This window comes from Bacillus sp. AFS023182, from assembly GCF_002560575.1.
In the GTDB taxonomy this organism is placed as follows: Bacteria; Bacillota; Bacilli; order Bacillales; family Bacillaceae_G; genus Bacillus_A; species Bacillus_A arachidis.
The window spans coordinates 192,173-209,758 of the sequence record NZ_NTRO01000028.1 but is presented as its reverse complement, the minus strand read 5'-3'; the positions used below and the strand labels follow the sequence as shown (position 1 = coordinate 209,758).

Annotated in this window: 20 protein-coding genes; 5 read left to right on the top strand and 15 right to left on the bottom strand. The window is 34.3% G+C overall.

Annotated elements, in window-relative coordinates:
- Positions 1–123 precede the first annotated feature (123 nt).
- A complete protein-coding gene (locus CN288_RS15555; RefSeq protein WP_026592226.1) occupies positions 124–1,431 on the top strand; it encodes a hemolysin family protein in 1,308 nt (435 codons plus the stop codon).
- A 1-nt stretch (position 1,432) separates the two neighbouring features.
- Positions 1,433–1,915, top strand: coding sequence for a DUF456 domain-containing protein (locus CN288_RS15550; protein ID WP_026592227.1), 483 nt, complete (start codon positions 1,433–1,435; stop codon positions 1,913–1,915).
- A 24-nt stretch (positions 1,916–1,939) separates the two neighbouring features.
- Here the strand turns inward: CN288_RS15550 and CN288_RS15545 are convergent, their stop codons facing one another.
- Both CN288_RS15545 and CN288_RS15540 read right to left on the bottom strand, forming a co-directional pair.
- Positions 1,940–2,560: an NAD(P)-dependent oxidoreductase gene (locus tag CN288_RS15545; protein WP_026592228.1), complete on the bottom strand. Its 621-nt coding sequence runs from the start codon at positions 2,558–2,560 to the stop codon at positions 1,940–1,942.
- A 106-nt stretch (positions 2,561–2,666) separates the two neighbouring features.
- A complete protein-coding gene (locus CN288_RS15540; RefSeq protein WP_026592229.1) occupies positions 2,667–2,846 on the bottom strand; it encodes a hypothetical protein in 180 nt (59 codons plus the stop codon).
- Between the two features lie 187 nt (positions 2,847–3,033).
- Between CN288_RS15540 and CN288_RS15535 the strand changes: the two genes are divergently transcribed.
- Positions 3,034–3,819, top strand: coding sequence for an SDR family oxidoreductase (locus CN288_RS15535; RefSeq protein ID WP_026592230.1), 786 nt, complete (start codon positions 3,034–3,036; stop codon positions 3,817–3,819).
- Between the two features lie 24 nt (positions 3,820–3,843).
- Here the strand turns inward: CN288_RS15535 and CN288_RS15530 are convergent, their stop codons facing one another.
- Positions 3,844–4,326 (bottom strand): spore coat protein, encoded by a 483-nt coding sequence (locus tag CN288_RS15530; RefSeq protein ID WP_026592231.1) that lies wholly within the window; start codon positions 4,324–4,326, stop codon positions 3,844–3,846.
- Between the two features lie 31 nt (positions 4,327–4,357).
- Positions 4,358–5,542 carry a cardiolipin synthase gene (cls, locus tag CN288_RS15525; RefSeq protein ID WP_026592232.1) on the bottom strand — a complete coding sequence of 395 codons (1,185 nt, stop codon included), beginning with the start codon at positions 5,540–5,542 and terminating at the stop codon, positions 4,358–4,360.
- A 160-nt stretch (positions 5,543–5,702) separates the two neighbouring features.
- On the opposite strand from cls, the gene CN288_RS15520 reads away from it, so the two are divergent.
- A complete protein-coding gene (locus CN288_RS15520) occupies positions 5,703–5,789 on the top strand; it encodes a YjcZ family sporulation protein (protein ID WP_000505094.1) in 87 nt (28 codons plus the stop codon).
- Positions 5,790–6,020: 231 nt separating this feature from the next.
- Here CN288_RS15520 and CN288_RS15515 read toward each other — a convergent pair whose 3' ends face one another.
- The 7 genes from CN288_RS15515 to cotH form a co-directional block, all read right to left on the bottom strand.
- Positions 6,021–6,890, bottom strand: coding sequence for a TIGR03943 family putative permease subunit (locus tag CN288_RS15515; protein WP_026592233.1), 870 nt, complete (start codon positions 6,888–6,890; stop codon positions 6,021–6,023).
- A 3-nt stretch (positions 6,891–6,893) separates the two neighbouring features.
- On the bottom strand, positions 6,894–7,790 hold the full coding sequence (locus CN288_RS15510) for a permease (RefSeq protein ID WP_026592234.1): 897 nt from the start codon (positions 7,788–7,790) through the stop codon (positions 6,894–6,896).
- Positions 7,791–7,992: 202 nt separating this feature from the next.
- Positions 7,993–8,934 carry a magnesium transporter CorA family protein gene (locus CN288_RS15505; protein WP_026592235.1) on the bottom strand — a complete coding sequence of 314 codons (942 nt, stop codon included), beginning with the start codon at positions 8,932–8,934 and terminating at the stop codon, positions 7,993–7,995.
- A gap of 184 nt (positions 8,935–9,118) precedes the next feature.
- The gene (locus CN288_RS15500; protein ID WP_098302580.1) at positions 9,119–10,498 is read right to left on the bottom strand and encodes a putative polysaccharide biosynthesis protein; all 1,380 of its coding nucleotides are present in this window, start codon (positions 10,496–10,498) and stop codon (positions 9,119–9,121) included.
- Positions 10,499–10,593: 95 nt separating this feature from the next.
- Positions 10,594–11,196, bottom strand: a complete 603-nt coding sequence (locus tag CN288_RS15495; protein ID WP_026592237.1) for a DedA family protein — start codon at positions 11,194–11,196, stop codon at positions 10,594–10,596.
- Positions 11,197–11,386: 190 nt separating this feature from the next.
- Positions 11,387–12,004: an NUDIX hydrolase gene (locus tag CN288_RS15490; RefSeq protein WP_026592238.1), complete on the bottom strand. Its 618-nt coding sequence runs from the start codon at positions 12,002–12,004 to the stop codon at positions 11,387–11,389.
- A gap of 188 nt (positions 12,005–12,192) precedes the next feature.
- On the bottom strand, positions 12,193–13,269 hold the full coding sequence (cotH, locus tag CN288_RS15485; RefSeq protein WP_026592239.1) for a spore coat protein CotH: 1,077 nt from the start codon (positions 13,267–13,269) through the stop codon (positions 12,193–12,195).
- Positions 13,270–13,461: 192 nt separating this feature from the next.
- Here cotH and CN288_RS15480 point away from each other — a divergent pair, with 192 nt between their 5' ends.
- Positions 13,462–14,097 carry a CotG/ExsB N-terminal domain-containing protein gene (locus tag CN288_RS15480; RefSeq protein WP_026592240.1) on the top strand — a complete coding sequence of 212 codons (636 nt, stop codon included), beginning with the start codon at positions 13,462–13,464 and terminating at the stop codon, positions 14,095–14,097.
- 57 nt (positions 14,098–14,154) lie between these two features.
- On the opposite strand, the gene CN288_RS15475 is transcribed toward CN288_RS15480, so the two are convergent.
- From CN288_RS15475 to CN288_RS15460, 4 genes are read right to left on the bottom strand one after another with little or no spacing between them, the layout of a single operon-like run.
- On the bottom strand, positions 14,155–14,772 hold the full coding sequence (locus CN288_RS15475; protein ID WP_026592241.1) for a phosphoserine phosphatase 1: 618 nt from the start codon (positions 14,770–14,772) through the stop codon (positions 14,155–14,157).
- Positions 14,773–14,787: 15 nt separating this feature from the next.
- The gene (locus CN288_RS15470) at positions 14,788–15,333 is read right to left on the bottom strand and encodes a short-chain dehydrogenase (protein ID WP_026592242.1); all 546 of its coding nucleotides are present in this window, start codon (positions 15,331–15,333) and stop codon (positions 14,788–14,790) included.
- A 22-nt stretch (positions 15,334–15,355) separates the two neighbouring features.
- Positions 15,356–15,775 carry a FosB/FosD family fosfomycin resistance bacillithiol transferase gene (gene fosB / locus CN288_RS15465; protein ID WP_026592243.1) on the bottom strand — a complete coding sequence of 140 codons (420 nt, stop codon included), beginning with the start codon at positions 15,773–15,775 and terminating at the stop codon, positions 15,356–15,358.
- A gap of 57 nt (positions 15,776–15,832) precedes the next feature.
- On the bottom strand, positions 15,833–17,494 hold the full coding sequence (locus CN288_RS15460) for a peptide ABC transporter substrate-binding protein (protein ID WP_026592244.1): 1,662 nt from the start codon (positions 17,492–17,494) through the stop codon (positions 15,833–15,835).
- Positions 17,495–17,586 lie beyond the last annotated feature (92 nt).

The following is a 17,586-nucleotide window of genomic DNA, read 5'->3' as shown; positions in this document are numbered from 1 at the left end:
AGAAAAACATCCCAATATTTACTCATTTCCTTTGACTATTATTTTCGTTTCGATTTATTATAAAAGTATAACATACTTGCAGGAGGTGACATCTTTATTCCAACTTCGGAGTAGAGAACACACTTGGACATATTAAATATTTTTCTCATTTTTGTACTTATCCTCATTTCTGGCTTTTTCGTTGCATCTGAATTTGCAGTTGTAAAAGTACGAAAAAGCCGAATTGATCAGCTTGCAAATGAAGGAAATAAGCAAGCACTAGCTGCCAGAAGCGTTGTTTCTAACTTAGATGTATACTTATCAGCTTGTCAGCTTGGTATTACCATCACGTCTTTAGGGCTTGGTTGGCTTGGCGAACCAACTGTTGAACACTTACTACGACCACTATTTGAAAAAATAAATATTACTGGAGCGATGGCTAATACGCTATCTTTCATCATCGCTTTTAGTGTTATTACTTTTTTTCATGTTGTATTAGGTGAACTTGTTCCAAAATCTTTTGCGATTCAAAAAGCTGAAGCAATTACATTAAAATTTGCCAAACCACTCATCTGGTTTGATAAAATCATGTATCCTTTCATTTGGTTACTAAATAGTACAGCCGTATCCTTTACAAAACTATTCGGCCTCGAACCAGCAAAAGAAAATGAACTTGCGCACTCAGAAGAAGAATTACGACTTATTTTAGGTGAAAGCTTTAAGAGTGGTGAAATTAACCAAACCGAATATAAATATGTAAACAATATTTTTGAGTTTGATGACCGTGTTGCCAAAGAAATTATGGTACCTCGTACAGAAATGATTTGTTTATCTACAGAAAATACATTATCCGAAAATATGGAAATTATCGCATCTGAAAAATATACACGCTATCCGATAATAGAAAAAGATAAAGATGATATTATTGGTATGCTAAATACAAAAGAAATTTTTCACGATCAAACGAAGGGAATTCACAAACCTTTAGAAGCATACATACATCCCGTCTTAACTGTCTTTGAAACAGTTCCAATTCGTCAAACATTAATCCACCTCCAAAAAAACCGTGTTCAAATGGCGATTGTAGTGGATGAATATGGTGGGACAGCTGGACTATTAACAATGGAAGATATTATTGAAGAAATTATTGGTGAAATTCAAGATGAGTTTGATGCAGATGAACCACCAATGATTGAAAAACGCACACCAAAACTTACTGTATTTGATGGAAAAGTGCTCATTTCAGAAGTAAATGATATGTTTGGTTTACATATTGATGAAAGTGATTTAGATACAATTGGCGGCTGGCTTCTATCCCAAGCTATTGATTTAAATATTGAAGCTGGATATTCAATTGAATATGCTGGTTTCCAATTCAAAGCATTAGAGATTGATGGGCATCAAATTAAGAAAGTTGCTGTACATAAACTAGATAGTAAAAAGGAGATATAAAGTGACTATTTTTCTTACACTTTGTATAATTGCATGTTTCATCGTATCATTTATTGCTTTTATTTATCCAATTATCCCTGGCATACTCGCACTATGGGCTGGATATCTCATTTATCATTTTGGTATAAATAGCGGGGAGCTATCAACAAGCTTTTGGATCCTTCAAATCATTTTTACCATCTTTATTTTTGTTGCTGATTTTATCGCAAATGGATATTTCTTAAAGAAATATGGAAGTACCAAATGGGGCGAACGTGTGGGAATGCTCTCTATTATTGTCGGTTCCTTTTTCTTCCCGCCATTTGGTCTCATTATCATTCCATTTCTGTCTGTTTTCATGACAGAAATATTGCATAAAAAGACACCGAAAGAAGCTTTTATGGTGGGAATTGCTACAGTCGTCGGCTTTTTAAGCAGTACAGTGGCAAAAGCGATTTTACAAATTATTATGATTATCATTTTTGTATGTTACATTCTTTTTTAACCATCCCTTTTCAGGGATGGTTTTTTAATACGCAATACCTACACGAGTGTTTTCATATACTTTTTTATTTATTAAAGACCACGTAAAACGAGCCGTATCTCCTACCGTAATTTTTGATCCGTCCAGTGGTAGCATTTCCCCCTCCGTGCGGTACATACCCGTTTCTTCTCCATCAATTAAATGTGTAGGACAAACAATTGTCCAGCATAACTCGCTATTTTTTAAAGCTACATAAGCAGATAGATGATCTTCTGCAGCTGTTGTAGTTTTTCTCTTTGATTCTTCCGATTGAAATCGATATATCTTCTGATTTGTTCGAGCTTGTAAAATACCTGCTGTTCCTATCGTGATAATCCTGTTTATTCCCTCTTTATCCATATGTTTTATAATAGTAGGTATGCTATGCGATAATGTTCTATTTCCATCAGTCCCAAGAGCACTTAACACGATATCCGCCCCCTTTAACGCCTTTTTCACATCATTTTCCTGTAATACATTTCCTTCTACTATATATAGATTGTTATGTTTTTCCACAACCTTATTTTGGTCACGAACTAATACTGTGACATCATGTAAATCTTGTAATGCTAGTTTCATTAACTGTGAGCCAACTCTTCCAGTTGCCCCAAATATACATATTTTCATCCTCGTACTCCTTACTTATTATTTCTCTCTATTTTTTCTCAAAAGTGGAAAATATACAACTAAAAAAGCTTCCTCAACACATGAGGAAGCCCTATCATTCAAAATATTATTTTTTTTCCTTTGAATCTGAAGAAGTACTATCCTTGCTCGTTTCTTGATCCTTCTTTTTATCTTGCTGTGTTGTTGTATCTTCTTCTTTTTTCTTATCCTCACTATTATTACAGCCTACCAGAAATAAAGAGCTCGCAAGTGCCATTACAGTTAAAGATTTAACCCATTTATTCATTTGCTTTTCCCCCTTTTGATAGAATATGTACAACCTCATATTACTTCTCTTTTTTGAAGGAAATATGAGAAGTAAGTAAAGATACGGTAAATTTCTGTAAATTTTCTGACAAGGGAGGCGTTTATTTTTTATTTTGAATCATTTTCGCTTATAATAAAAATAATATAACAGAGAAAGGTTGATATATATGGAACTTGGATTAGCTGGAAAAACTGCTCTAGTTGTCGCATCTAGTCAAGGTTTAGGAAAAGCGATTGCTACAGAACTTATAAAAGAAGGTACAAATGTTATGCTACTGAGTCGTAATGAGGAAAAGCTAGCATCTTTACAAAAAGAATTGATCGCTCTTAATAAAGGTACTGCCATGTATACAGTTTGTGATGTTACAAATAAAGAAAGCATTAAACAAGCGGTAGAATATACTGTACAAAACTTTGGCACAATTGATATTTTAGTAAACAATGCCGGCGGTCCTAAGCCTGGTACATTTGAACAATTAACAGATGAAGATTGGTACAATTCATTTGAACTCAATTTATTAAGTTACGTACGTATGATTCGTGAAGTACTCCCATATATGAAGGAACAAGGCGGAAAAATTATTAACATCGCTTCGTCTTCTATTAAAGAGCCAATTCCCGGATTACTATTATCGAATACATTCCGCGTCGGTATTACAGGCTTAGCAAAAACGTTAGCATCTGAGCTTGCCCCATATAACATTCTAATTAATACCATTGCCCCAGGACGTATCGCTACAGACCGCATCGCTTCTCTCGATGAAACAGCTGCCGAAAAGCACGGAATTACAGTAGAAGACGTTCAAAAACAATATGAATCAATTATCCCTCTCGGAAGATACGGTCGCCCTAGCGAGTTCGCAGCGTTCGCTGCATTCCTTGCATCCGATGCAAATACATATATGACCGGGCAATCTTTCCTTGTTGATGGTGGAATGGTAAAAAGCTTATAATTCTTTTCAAAAAAACAAGACAGTTCATACACTGTCTTGTTTTTCATTCCATGCAAACCTTTCGGCTGCATATATATTTTCTATTGTATATTCTTTTTTCACAACATATTGCCATATGCTATAAGCATAACGATTCATTTTAACAAAACAGTTTTCCAAAAATGATCGAAATTCCGGATTTGCAACTTCTACAGCAACTTGAGCAAATCTGAGTGCTAATCTTTTTAAATTCGAGATATAGGAAATAGCAATTTCGGTATCACCCTTACTTGTATTAGTCATCGGTATACCATTTTGTATAAGGGGAGACCTCAGTTGTTCGCAAATCATATGCTGTACATTTTCACCTTCTTGAAAGTTCACTTGTTCATTGTAAGCTTGCAAAATATAGGGCAAATGCTGTTTTAATATATCTCCTAGCTCTTCATCTTCCACTTTGTTCATATACTCACCCATCATATGAATCATTTCATAACTACACTGTAGTAATTCTTCCATACATCTCATATTATAGCTCCCCCTTCCTTCTAATATATGCCTATAAATAGAAAGCCAGAACATTTGCTATCTTTGCTAAAAACCAGTCCCAGCTACTAATTTTGTCAAAATCTTTATCCGTCAAACGCTTAGAGTCATGAAAATCCTCTTGTAATCGTCCCCACACTTCAGCTACAACTGCTTTATCATATATAAAACAATCCGACTCCATGTTAATATAAAAGCTACGATTATCAAAATTAGCTGTTCCTACATCAGCGCTTGTACCATCAATTATTGTCACCTTTCCATGAAAAAAGCCATTGTGGTATTGATAGATTTCTGCACCAGCATCTAACATCTTTTTTAAATGGGGGTAAGCAGCTTGTTTTAGTAATAGGGCATCGCTTTTAAAGGGAACTAGAATCTTTACAGCCACTCCGCGCTGCAATGCTTCTTGTAAACCATCCATCATTTCCTTACTTGGTACAAAATACGGCGTTGCAATAATTAATGATTTTTTAGCCTCTTTTATGAATGCACCGTATTCCTGCCATAACCCTTTCCCATTCGAAAATACATATTGATACTTTGCTTTCCCTTGCTGAGGTGGCCCTTCGTACAAAGAAAGCTTTTCGTCAGTATCCTCGTACCAATCTTCTACAAATTTTTGTTCCATATCAACTGCTCCCTCTCCTTGAATACGCAGTTGATAATCACGCCATCTTCCGAATTTAGGATCCTTTCCAAGATACTCCTCTCCAATATTAAAACCGCCGACATAAGAAACTTTCCCATCAATCACTGCAATACGGCGATGATTACGTTGATGTAGTGAATAAAACAGATTTTTAAATTTAGGCTTTTTACTAAAAGTAAATTTAACACCCTTTTCTTTTAACTGCTGAATCACTTTTTTCTTAATTTTATAGCCACCAATGCGGTCTACTGATAATTTCACATCTACACCACTCGATGCTTTCTTCTCTAATAGCTGTAAGAAATCACGACTTACTTTATCTTTACCTACAATATAAAAATGAAGATAAACAAATTTTTCAGCACGATTTATATCTTCAAACAAGTTTCGATTCAAATCTTCCCCGTTCGTATACAATTGAAAATTCCCATATCGAAATTTTGATATTTCAAGTCCACTATTCATTTTCTTCCCCATTTCTAGATCGATAGTCATCCATATAGATATCCCTATGATGCATAACAAAATAGCTATACATTTTTTCATGGATAAAACCCTTTCTTCAAAAGCTGTTATTCCTATATGTTTCCTTTTTTTTACGTTAACATACAAGAAAAATCCACAGTTTCGTGATATATGTCCCTGTCAAACAAAAGTGAATTTGCATATTGTATGTTGTATCTTACAATAAAAGGAGGAAATAACAATGGGCTTCGCACATGGGAATGGATTCGCGTTACTTGTCGTCTTATTTATCCTCTTAATTATCGTCGGTGCTGCTTGCTTTTGCTAGTTAGCTACCCTTAAGAGCGATATGTAGATGAAAAAACTATAAAAGCGGACACCTAAATTTAGGTGTCCGCTTTTCATTCTAGTTTACTTATAAAGCTAATACCGTTGCAATTTTCTTACTTTCTTTTTTTGAATATGACGTTGCTCTGCACGTAAAACAGCAATCCTGTCCAAACACAAACGATTCATAGCTAACATAAACGAACTGGATGTAAAAAAGAACCGATTATAATCAATCGGCTCCTCTAAATACATATTGTTCCTTCGGCTGTTCAACTTTATTCCACTTTTCCACTTCTAAAACAGGAATATTTGCGTGGAATGGTTGATAAAACTCAGTTGAAATTTCCCCTTCTACTTGAATCCAATCATCATTATTCCACTCTACCCCATCTGGCTTTTTCACTAACATTCCATATACACCTGAATCGGCTACACAATGAATAATACCAAAGCGGAATAAGAAATATTGCTCTTTTTTTGCAGAATCATCGCGGAAGACAAATCCTTTAAAAGAAAGTTTCTTCCCTGTAAACTCACCAGGATAATTATAGATTGTCTCCATTCCTTTTAAGAAATCTTCATCCTTTAAAGCGATACTATCTTTTGTTACATATTCTTTTTTCCCTTTTTCCATTACACCGCGATATCCTTCTTTTCCATAATAAATACTCGTATCGGGTCTTAAAAACTGCCTTGTCATAAATGGATCTGTGCTTTCTGCCTGCGCAACAGGAAAATGAAAACCTTTTGTTTTAACTATATCCGAATCTAATGTCGCAATTGGAAAGAATAGTCCTGAAATAATAGGAAAACAAAATAATGTATACGCAAAAGTCCGTTTCCACCATGTATTTTCATCTTTTGAATGATCATGTCCACAATGACTATGATTACAACCACAATTGTGCTGATCTTTCTCCTTTTGGTGTTCCTTTTGGAAAACAACAATGATTTGAATAAGTGTTAAAAACCCTAAAATAATTGCTGCTGTTTTTGATAAATAGGCGTACTTCATATTTATATACTTTGTTATATTACCTGAAATATGAAGCTGCGTAATTAAGATTGTAAACCCGAGTAAAATATACGCTCGAAACATAACCTACCACCCCATCGCATAAATGAGTAGTGAGCTTGCATAAACCACGAGTGTAACTGTAGCTATCACAACAATTACAAATTTCGTTTTAAATGTCGCAAGCATCATAAACATATTTTTAATATCCACCATCGGTCCATATACGAGGAACGCGACAAGTGATGCTGTTGAAAATGTACTTTGGAACGACGATGCAATAAAAGCATCCGCCTCTGAACATAGTGATAAAATATACGCAAGTCCCATCATAACAGCTGATGAAGAGAACGGTCCTTGTCCTATAGAAAGTAGCGTTGAAGTTTGTACAAACGTTTGAACAGCAGCGGCAATTAATGCCCCCATTACTAAGTATTTTCCCATTGAGAAAAACTCTTCAACCGCATGTGTACAAACATCCCACATTTTTTTACGCAGTGGACGCTTATGATCCACCTCTGGGAAATGCTCATCACGTAATTGATGATCTTTAAACATAAATGATAATATAATTCCAACAATAATCGCTACAACAATAGCTACAATCGAACGGTACCATACCATATGCATGCTACTTCCGAATGCAACATACGTTGCAAATAATACAACCGGATTAATAATCGGACCCGTTAACATAAATGCGATTCCAGCGTATGGCGGAACACCTTTACCAATTAGACGTCTTACAATCGGAACGATCCCACACTCACACCCTGGAAACATCATGCCAAGAAAAGTGGCTAATAACACAGACAGAAATCGATTTTTTGGCATCCATTTTGCCACCATATCTTCTGTCACAAACATTTGAATGAATCCTGAAATAAATACACCAATTAGCACAAATGGTAGTGCTTCAATTAAAATTGAGATAAAGATTGTATTCATTTGCAGGAATGCTTTCGGTAACTGAAACAATTCCATGATGTATTTCCTCCATTTTTTCATTAACAATATGTAATTTTAACCTCAATTTATTATTTGAACAAGCCCTTTTCAAATCTGTAAATCATGGCAAAAAAAGTTTTCCATCAATATATGTATCGTATATAAGAAACGTTATATTACGACAAAAAAGCTGCTATAGCGCAGTTTAATAACTATGCTATAGCAGCTTTCTTTATCTTTAAAAATAACGTTTCTTCCAAAAAATAAACGCTAAAGTGCAAGATAATGTTGCACATATAATCATTACAATTATAAAACCATGTGGGCTATGACCAAGTGGAATTTCTACATTCATTCCAAAAAAGCTCGAAACCATTGTTGGTAATGATAAAATAATTGTAATTGACGTCAACAGTTTCATTACACTGTTTAAGTTATTTGAAATAACTGAGCTAAACGTATTCATCATACCACTTAAAATATGACTATATATTTCGGCCATTTCAATGGCCTGTTTATTTTCAATTAATACATCTTCTAATAAATCTTGATCATCTTCATACATTTTAAGAAAGTTATTATTACGCATTAACTTCTGAATAACAATTTTGTTTGCTTTTAAAGATGTCGTAAAATACACTAAACTTTTTTCAAGACCTAATAATGTGAAGATTTCTTTATTTTTCATTGACTTATTTAATTCATGTTCTAAGTCAATTGTTTTTCTGTTAATTTGCTTTAAGTATCGTAAATAATAAGTAGAAATCGTATATAAGAGCTGCAGTGCAAAACGCGTCTTTTTAAATGTATAAAATTCTTTAATACGTTGATTAATAAATCGCTCGAAAATCGGATTTTCTTCCAAACAGATTGTAACGAAACATTCCGGCATTACAATCATACCAATCGGAATCGTGTCATATATTGAATTTCCTTCTTCATCATGCCTCACTGTAGGAATGTCAACGATAATTAATGCATTATCATCTTCTTTTTCAATACGAGATCGTTCTTCATCATCCAATGGGTCTTTAATAAAATCCAATTCTACATTCAATGTTTGCACTAAAAATTGAATTTCTTCTTCTGTTGGATGAAGTACATTAATCCAGCAACCTTTTTCAATTTCCTCTATTTCTTGTAGTTTTCCGTTTCGGTCTGTTAAATAAATATTTAACATACTATCACCCCGATTCTTTTTACATGTGGGAATCTACCTCACTTAAACAACAGTTTTTGAACCGCTATTTTCAGCATATGAAACAAACGTTCAAATTTCAATAGAAAATTAATTTGAAAACGCTTTTCTTCATAAATTCTTTTAAAATAGAAAAAGACAGAGATTGCTCTGTCTTTCCAAAAGCTTATGTTGCCTTTATAACATATTTAGAAAGCATCCACAAGTTAAATGAAACCGAAACAGTATAGCCTGCATATGTTGAGATAATAAAACTAGTGTAGTCAAAGTACGGTAATAATACAATATTTAATGCGACTTTAATGATAATCCCTAGGGTTAAACCCAGAACTGTTTTTTGTTGCTGATTAATGCCTTGTAACATCGCAGCAGTAACTGTGAACAATGAAAATAATATACATGCCGGTGCATAGTACTGTAAAATAGCGCTTCCTAAACTCGGATCATTTCCTACTCCAAATAAAAAAGTATATATAGGTTTAGCTAATATCATCATTCCAATTGCTGCTGGAATTGTAATCGCTACAACAAGTAAATTCGTTTTCGTGAAATGCTTATATAATAATTGTACATTTCCAGCTATATAAGCTTTCGTCATCTCAGGAACGAGAGACATACTAAAGGCTGTTGCAACCGACACTGGAATTAGTACAACCATTTGAACAAGCCCAATTATCGCATTTATTTTTTCTGCTTCGATTTGCACGTAACCTATCTCTATTAAAAGTTTATTGATTGTAAATGTATCAATTGTTTGATACAACGGAATCGCTAGTCCAACCGCAACAAATGGGATTGAATACGTAAATAGCTCTTTATATAAAGCAAAAAAAGACTTCGTTGTCTGCGGGATACTGGCTTTCTCTTTCCGTTTTAAGTATTTCCGCCTTTTCATATAAAATCCAATCAAAACAGTTAGTCCAGCTGCCGCGCCCATAAATGCACCAAAAGTTGAAACTCCAACCGCTAACGAAACAGATGCTTTCAAAATATGCAACACAACAAAGCTTCCTATTAAGATTGTTAATACACGAAAGAACTGTTCTACAACTACACTAGAAGCCGATGGTCCCATAGATTGAAATCCTTGAAAAAAACCGCGTAATAAACTCATTACTGGTACAATCAGTAGTGCAAAACTAACAATTTGAATATTATATGTAACAGCATTCATACTATTACCAGTTTGATCACTTCCATCGATCACTAGATTTGCAAGATATGGAGCTAACATATAAAGAACTAGAAATGAAGCTAGCCCCATAAAAATCATAAAAAATATTCCACTTTTCAACACCCGTTTTACTGTATGATAGTCATTTAACTGATCATATTTCGAGACCATTTTTGAAACAGCAAGTGGTAATCCCATCGTTGCAATGCTTAACATAATTGTATATGGCCGATATGCATACGTATATAATACATATCCGCTAGTACCAACCATTGCTGTAAATGGAATAACATATATAAATCCGAGCATTTTAGATATCATCGTTGCCATCGTTAAAAATAATGTTCCACGTAAAAACGGTGATCCCTTCATTTCATTCCCCCGCTACGCTTTATTACTACACATTATGGACAACTTCTTTATTTTAGAACTGAAAGGTATGAAAAAAGCCAATGAAATCATTGGCTTTAACGAACTGTTTTTCTTTTTTTCAATATTTTTAAACCGAAATAAAGAGCAATAAAGAACACTGCCCCAATAATTATGTAATGCGTATAGTCAGCGGCATATTCTTTAATATGACGCCAATTCCCACCTAGTTTTTCTCCTAAATAAATAAACAAAATTGACCATGGGATAATCGCGATTACTGTGTATAGTGTAAAATTTTTCAAAGGCATTTTCGCTAATCCTGCTGGAATCGAAATTGCATGACGCACAACTGGTATAAAGCGTGCTGAGAAAATTACTCCCGCCCCATATCGATTAAACCAGCCTTCCGCCACATCTAAATGATGCTTGTTAATCAATAAATATTTTCCATATTTTTCAACGACAGGACGTCCTCCGTAATACCCTAACCAATACAAGAAGATTTGTGCTAAAGTACCACCGATTGTACCAGCAATCACCGCTCCAATAAAACTGATTTTACCGTCTGCTACTAAAAATCCAGCATAAGAGAGAACAATCTCACTGGGAATGATTTCAATCATTAACCCTAAGGCTACTCCAAAGTATCCTAAACTTGCAAAAAATTGCAATAACTGCTCTATTAAATTCGATAACATTTTCTTTTCTGTCTCCTTTTCTTCTTACATGCCTTCCTATTATCTCACAAAGATTTATGCATGCCAATAAGTTCCTAGTTCTTTACCCAAAATATGTACCATTCATTGTAAATATACCAGGCACAAATAGAAAGAAAAGAGAGGGTTATACATGTAAAATTTCTTATTTTTTATCTTTACACATTTTTTCTTAATCAAGTAAGGATTGCTTATTACTGTCTTTCATACATGCAAACATCTCTCTAATTTGCCCCTCTGTATTTCTAGCAATCGATAACTCCGGAATTTCCTTTTCACCAAAAAAGTTCACTGCTTCCGTTTCAATACTTGTTTGTTTTTCTCCCCCAACGATTTCACAACCAATAAATATTTTATATACATGTGTTGCGGATGGTGATGAATGATGTTTTTCTTTATCGAATACTGCTAATAATCGAAAATGGTCAACTTTATAACCCGTTTCTTCCCATACTTCTTTTGCTGCCACTTCTGTTGGCGTATAGCCAACATCTGCCCAGCCACCTGGTAAAGCCCATTTCCCATCGCTTTTTTCTTTTACAAATAATAATTTATCATCCTGATACACGACAGCCCTAATATCTACTTTTGGTGTTTGATAACCTGTTTCATTGGCAAATAATTTCTCTACCACTTCCCAATCTGTCTTCGTATAATGAGACATCATAGTAACTGTGAGGTCACGTAACTGCTCGAAACGTTCAATATCATACACATCTTTTGAATACGTTAAACCAGCCTGAGCAATAGCTTGTATTTGTTTTACCCAATCGATCCATTTCGCTTCCATATTTCCTCCACCTTAAAAATATACTATACTGTTTCAACTTTATTTACAGCACCTAAACAAATCGTAGCTTATTCACATAAAATTTAAAAGGAATCAATTATTTTCATAAAGACTTAAGCATTCATACTTTTTATCTAAAATGAAAGATTATATTTATCATAAATGAAAAAGAGANNTCTCTTTTTCATTTATGATAGTTCATGTAAATACTCATGTATATATTGACGCCTATTGTTTATATATTGAAAGATAATATCGGGTTCTTGGTCAAAAATGTCTATTTTATCTTTCATATAGGGATCTTGAACCAGGTACGGACGGATCGCTTCACACATTCCCTCTACTTTCGGTTTTATAAAAGAAACCGTGAATTTTTCTTCCAAAATTTCTTCAAGAATACTGCGGTACTGTTTTCGAAATACCGGTATATCAAGAATTCTGGCACTCAATGTATTATACCCTTGAATTCGAATGTATTCATGGTTAAGTGGCCTTCCCTCTACATCACGCCCCCATGTTGCATCATAATCCCATGGTATTACTTCAAACAAATGCGTTTCATCATTATGATACAATGCATAATTATGAACAAAGCCATCAAAGTTTTGCGTTAAAATAACACCTGCTAACCATCGCAAGTATTTTTCAACATCAAGATAATTCACAATTTCTTTTTCATATTTTTCTCGCGATAATGCATTCGCTTGATAAACAAATTCGCTAAGTTGCTCTTCACTATGTTCATTTGCACATTTAAACTCATACCCTGCAGATAAATTTGTCTTAACATCCTGATCTCGCTCGCTCATTAAAGAAAAATTTGCATCATCGTCAATTGCATAATAAATTGAACCGCTCGGTAATTTTCTGCTTTTCAAAAAATTTTCATCAACAGATTCTAATTGTAGATATACACCTTGAATTTGACCGTTAATTTTAATAAAAACATGCTGAGATTTTGGTGAAAGTACACCAATATCGCTAAAAAAATCAAGTGATAATTTATTTCGGATCAGTGACGGATCTTTAAACTCAGAATTTAGATGAAACTCTTTCACACCTTGAAATCGTTTTGGTTTGTAAAACATAACATGATATGATTTTTTTTCAAGCTCCCGAATATGAGCCCCTCGGTAAACAATATCAATATCATATTTTCTTTTCTCATATGTTAATTTTGCTGGAACAGGACTATCAGACCAAATATCTTTCTTTAATTCAACAACATACATTGGATGAATAAAAAAATCATAAGAAGGCAACATTGTTCTCCACCCCTTCTTTTTTTCTCCCTTTAATGTATGCTCATTACTTTGTCCATGTGTCCATATATCCGTCATATGCCAATTTCCATTGAAAATTAAACTCCTGTCTCATGCAGAAGAGATTCTCTCTTCATATCATGATTAATGTAAAAGGTTACCTTTTCATTTTAATTAGCGATAAGGAGGGTTTCTATGAAACGCGATATTCAAAAAGCTGTTGAAGAAATCAAAAGTGCAGGGATGGAGGAATTTTTACATCAAGACCCAAGTACTTTTGAGTGCGACGATGATAAATTTTCGCATCATAAACGTACAACACACTGTAAACATACAACGGGTGGTAAATGTCCTCGAACAAAATGTACACGTGTGAAAAAATGTACGTTCGTTACAAAATGTACGCGTGTGAAGAAATGTACTTGTGTTACAAAATGTACACGTGTGAAAAAATGTACGTTCATTACGAAGCGTACTCGTGTACGTGTGCAAAAGTGGACTTTTGTTACGAAAGTTACACGCGTGAAAAAATGTACTTTCGTTACAAAACGGACACGTGTGAAAAAGTGCACTCATGTTACAAAATGTACGCGTGTAAGAAAATGTACGTTCGTTACAAAATGCGTTCGTTTTGAAAAGAAATGTTTCTGGACAAAACGATGTTTCTGTAAAAAATGTGAATTCATCCGTGAGCATGATAAAAAATCTTGCGATCACTCATGGGATGATGACAGTCATTCAAGCTGCCATGATTGCGATCACCATAAACGTTCATCCTGCAAAAAGAGAAAAAAAAATGATCACTTCTGGTTTAGAAAACGCGATTGCTAATTCTTTATCCCCGATTGTTAATAGTAAGTGTAAAAAGACCGCTCTATTGCGGTCTTTTTACACTTGCTGAAAATGACTTATATCGGCAAACTGTGTAACACTAGCTTTTTTTTCTTCAAATTCAATGATACTTAAGCTAGCACTATGCATAAATGGATCATCCCATACTTTTTCAACCGAAAGACCAGCAAAGTGCCCCACTAGTAATTTTGCTGCCGCTGCGTGTGATACAATTAAAATACTTTCTCCTTTATGTTTTTCTAAAAGAATGTTGACCCCTTCTATCACCCGTTTATATACATCATTAAAATTTTCTCCTGATGTCGAACAAAAACGATGCGGCTCATTCCAAAACGTATGTACGTCCTCTGGATACTGCGCTTCCAAATCCGCAAGCATTTGCCCTTCCCAGATTCCCATATTAATCTCATAAAAGTGTTCGTCAGCTATAATTGGAATATTCCGCTCTCCTTTTATCAGCTCTGCCGTATGCATTGTTCTCCCACTTGGACTACTATATATTGCATGAAGTGGTATATCCTTTATTCGTTCCCCTAATTGTTTTGCTTGTAGCATTCCTTTTTCGGTTAAATTCGAATTCTTTCTTCCTTGCATACGCTTTGCTATATTCCATTCTGTTTCTCCGTGACGTGTTACATATAAAGTCGTCTTCATTCGTTTCCTTCCCCCTCAATGAATTGGTCGTAATTCCCATGGCTCTAATGTTCCTATAATACAATCACTTTGTTTACTCTGAATTCCTGCTATAACCCCTTCTGCAATTTCTTCATGAGTCAACCACCTTGAATGTTCACCTTGTAAAATAAACCCTAATAAAATTCTATGATAATCACATGAAGAACTTCCTATTTTTTGCCGTTCCAATTGAGAAGCACTACTCCCTAATATATGAAACAAACCATAGGATTTAGAATGTAACTCAATTTCTTCACAAATTACTTGAAGCGCCTTTTTAGCAGTTGTATGTATCCAAGCTATTACTAATGTGATAGGGCCATTTTGTTTAATAGCACCTTTAATAGATTGTTTTAAGATGTCGCTATCGTGGTAATCAAGAGAAATACATGTAACATTTCCGGGAGCATTACATGCATGTTTCACACCTTCTAACCTATCCCTATCTCGTCCAATAACAGAAACATAAAAGCCTTGATTACAGAGCCAAACGGACACTTTCTTTAGCATTCCTGTCCCTCCAATAACGAGCGCATGCATGCTCTTCCCTGCCCCCTTTATTTCAACAATAAAATTTCATATGTGGTTTTGCTTCCTTATAATAATGTAAGCGATCCTGCAATGTACCTGAATGAAACTCAAACTTATGTCCATCTGGATCAATAAAATAAATAGACTGACAATCTCTTACATCACGTTCTCTTCCTTGTAAAATATGAACTTTATTCTCCTCTAATCGCTTTAATAGCTGATCAAATTCCTCTTGTTGAACAGAAAATGCAATATGTGTATATGACTGATGAATTTCATTTCTTGCAATATCTGCTTCTTCATTGAGTGCGACCCACATTCCACATACATCAAAATATGCGAGTTTTTTTCCTTTTACTAATAACCTTCCCTCTAATACTGTTTCATAAAATTGAATCGATCTTTCTAAATTTGAAACTGAAAAACAAAGATGATTAAATCCGTTTATCAACATAGAACCTCCTTACAAAATAAGAGATGCGCAAAAATTCGCACATCTCTTATTATACTATTTTTTTGTAACATATGCCCATTTATAACTAAAATCGCCACCGAATGTATGATTTGCAATTCCTTTTACATATGTTTTTTCTAAATATGCTGTACTTTGCTGATAAGCAGGTGAAATTGCGGTATCTTCTCCAATTAAGATTTTTTCCGCTTCTGCAAGTGCTTTCCAACGTGCTGCATCGTCTTTTAACAATTCACCTTTTGACTTAGCAACTAAATCATCATACTTTGGATTTGAATAAGCCATTTCATTAAATGAACTTCCTGTAATAAACATATCAATGTATGTCATTGGATCTGGATAATCAGGGCTCCATGCTGATAGCGAAAACTCATATTGTAATTTCTTCTCTAAATCTAATTTTTGTTTATATGGTTGTTGTTTCAAATTCACTTTAATTCCAGGTAAATTTTTCTCAAGTTCTTCTTTAATAAAGTCACCAACTTTTTTGCGGCTACCATTATCATCGTTTAGTAATTCTACCGTAATTGTATCTTGACCCAATTCTTTTTTCGCTTCTTCCCATAACTTTTTCGCTTTTGCCGCATTATCGTTACTATCTCGGAAATTTTTATTTACAGTACGAAAATCTTTTCCATCCGGACCCGTTGTAAATTTTTCCGGTACTAAGAAATATGCTGGTAATGATCCATCATTTAAAATGACATTTGCAATACCTTTTTTATCATAAGCTAAATCAATCGCTTCTCGCACTTTTTGATTTTTAAATGTTGAGTTTTGTTGATTAAAACGTAAGAAATACATGCGCGGATCTAGTTTCGTTTTGAATTCATCTGGCTTATTCTTTTTATATTTATCAACAAACTCTGAGGTTAAAATGACGCGATCTACTTCATCACTATCATACAAGTTCACACCTGTGCTCGTTTCTTTTACGATACCGACATTAATTTCTTCTAGTTTTACAGTACCTTTATCCCAGTAATTTGGATTTTTCTTTAATTTATAGCTTTGCTCATGTTTCCATTCACTTAACGTAAATGGTCCATTGTATAAAACTTTATCAGCTTCTAGTGCATATTTATCTCCTTGTTTTTTTACAAACTTCTCATTTAAAGGGAAGAATGTTGGAAATGATGTAAGATCAAGAAAATATGGAGCTGGTTGTTCAAGTTCTACCACTAGTGTTTTATCATCTTTTGCTTTTACACCAAGCTGATCAAGAGGCAACTCTCCCTTATTAACTTTTTGAGCATTTTTTACATCAAATAAAATAAATGCATATTCAGATGCTGTTTCTTTATCAAGCGCACGTTGCCAACCATATACAAAATCTTGCGCACGAACCGGCTCACCATTCGACCACTTTGCATCTCGTAATTCAAAAGTATATGTTTTCTTATCTTCACTAATTTTCACATCTTTTGCCATACCTGGAGTTCGTTTATTATCTTTATCTAATCGATATAAACCTTCCATTGCATTTACGAATACTCGGAACGATACGGAATCTGTTGATTTTGACGTATCCATCGAAGGAATTTCTGCTGTTTCTAGTAAGTTTAACACTTGTTTATCGGCCATCCCCTTACCTGTTTCTTTCTTCGTTGTCGATGCTTTCTCCCCATTCCCGCAACCTGCAACAAACATACTTGTTGATAGTGCAAGTGCAGCAAGCGTTGAAACTTTTTTCTTCATTCTTTCTTCCCCCAATCTTTATGTATACAATAAGGCCTATATGATAATATTATACAAAACATTCAGATTATTTCAAATATTTTTCTTTACTG

Bases quoted from the DNA above. Each gene is read 5' to 3' on its own strand.
- CN288_RS15545 (WP_026592228.1), bottom strand. From the start codon at position 2,560: ATGAAAATATGTATATTTGGGGCAACTGGAAGAGTTGGCTCACAGTTA.
- CN288_RS15540 (WP_026592229.1), bottom strand. From the start codon at position 2,846: ATGAATAAATGGGTTAAATCTTTAACTGTAATGGCACTTGCGAGCTCT.
- CN288_RS15535 (WP_026592230.1), top strand. From the start codon at position 3,034: ATGGAACTTGGATTAGCTGGAAAAACTGCTCTAGTTGTCGCATCTAGT.
- CN288_RS15530 (WP_026592231.1), bottom strand. From the start codon at position 4,326: ATGAGATGTATGGAAGAATTACTACAGTGTAGTTATGAAATGATTCAT.
- cls (WP_026592232.1), bottom strand. From the start codon at position 5,542: ATGAAAAAATGTATAGCTATTTTGTTATGCATCATAGGGATATCTATA.
- CN288_RS15520 (WP_000505094.1), top strand. From the start codon at position 5,703: ATGGGCTTCGCACATGGGAATGGATTCGCGTTACTTGTCGTCTTATTT.
- CN288_RS15515 (WP_026592233.1), bottom strand. From the start codon at position 6,890: ATGTTTCGAGCGTATATTTTACTCGGGTTTACAATCTTAATTACGCAG.
- CN288_RS15510 (WP_026592234.1), bottom strand. From the start codon at position 7,790: ATGGAATTGTTTCAGTTACCGAAAGCATTCCTGCAAATGAATACAATC.
- CN288_RS15505 (WP_026592235.1), bottom strand. From the start codon at position 8,934: ATGTTAAATATTTATTTAACAGACCGAAACGGAAAACTACAAGAAATA.
- CN288_RS15500 (WP_098302580.1), bottom strand. From the start codon at position 10,498: ATGAAGGGATCACCGTTTTTACGTGGAACATTATTTTTAACGATGGCA.
- CN288_RS15495 (WP_026592237.1), bottom strand. From the start codon at position 11,196: ATGTTATCGAATTTAATAGAGCAGTTATTGCAATTTTTTGCAAGTTTA.
- CN288_RS15490 (WP_026592238.1), bottom strand. From the start codon at position 12,004: ATGGAAGCGAAATGGATCGATTGGGTAAAACAAATACAAGCTATTGCT.
- cotH (WP_026592239.1), bottom strand. From the start codon at position 13,269: ATGTTGCCTTCTTATGATTTTTTTATTCATCCAATGTATGTTGTTGAA.
- CN288_RS15480 (WP_026592240.1), top strand. From the start codon at position 13,462: ATGAAACGCGATATTCAAAAAGCTGTTGAAGAAATCAAAAGTGCAGGG.
- CN288_RS15475 (WP_026592241.1), bottom strand. From the start codon at position 14,772: ATGAAGACGACTTTATATGTAACACGTCACGGAGAAACAGAATGGAAT.
- CN288_RS15470 (WP_026592242.1), bottom strand. From the start codon at position 15,333: ATGCATGCGCTCGTTATTGGAGGGACAGGAATGCTAAAGAAAGTGTCC.
- CN288_RS15460 (WP_026592244.1), bottom strand. From the start codon at position 17,494: ATGAAGAAAAAAGTTTCAACGCTTGCTGCACTTGCACTATCAACAAGT.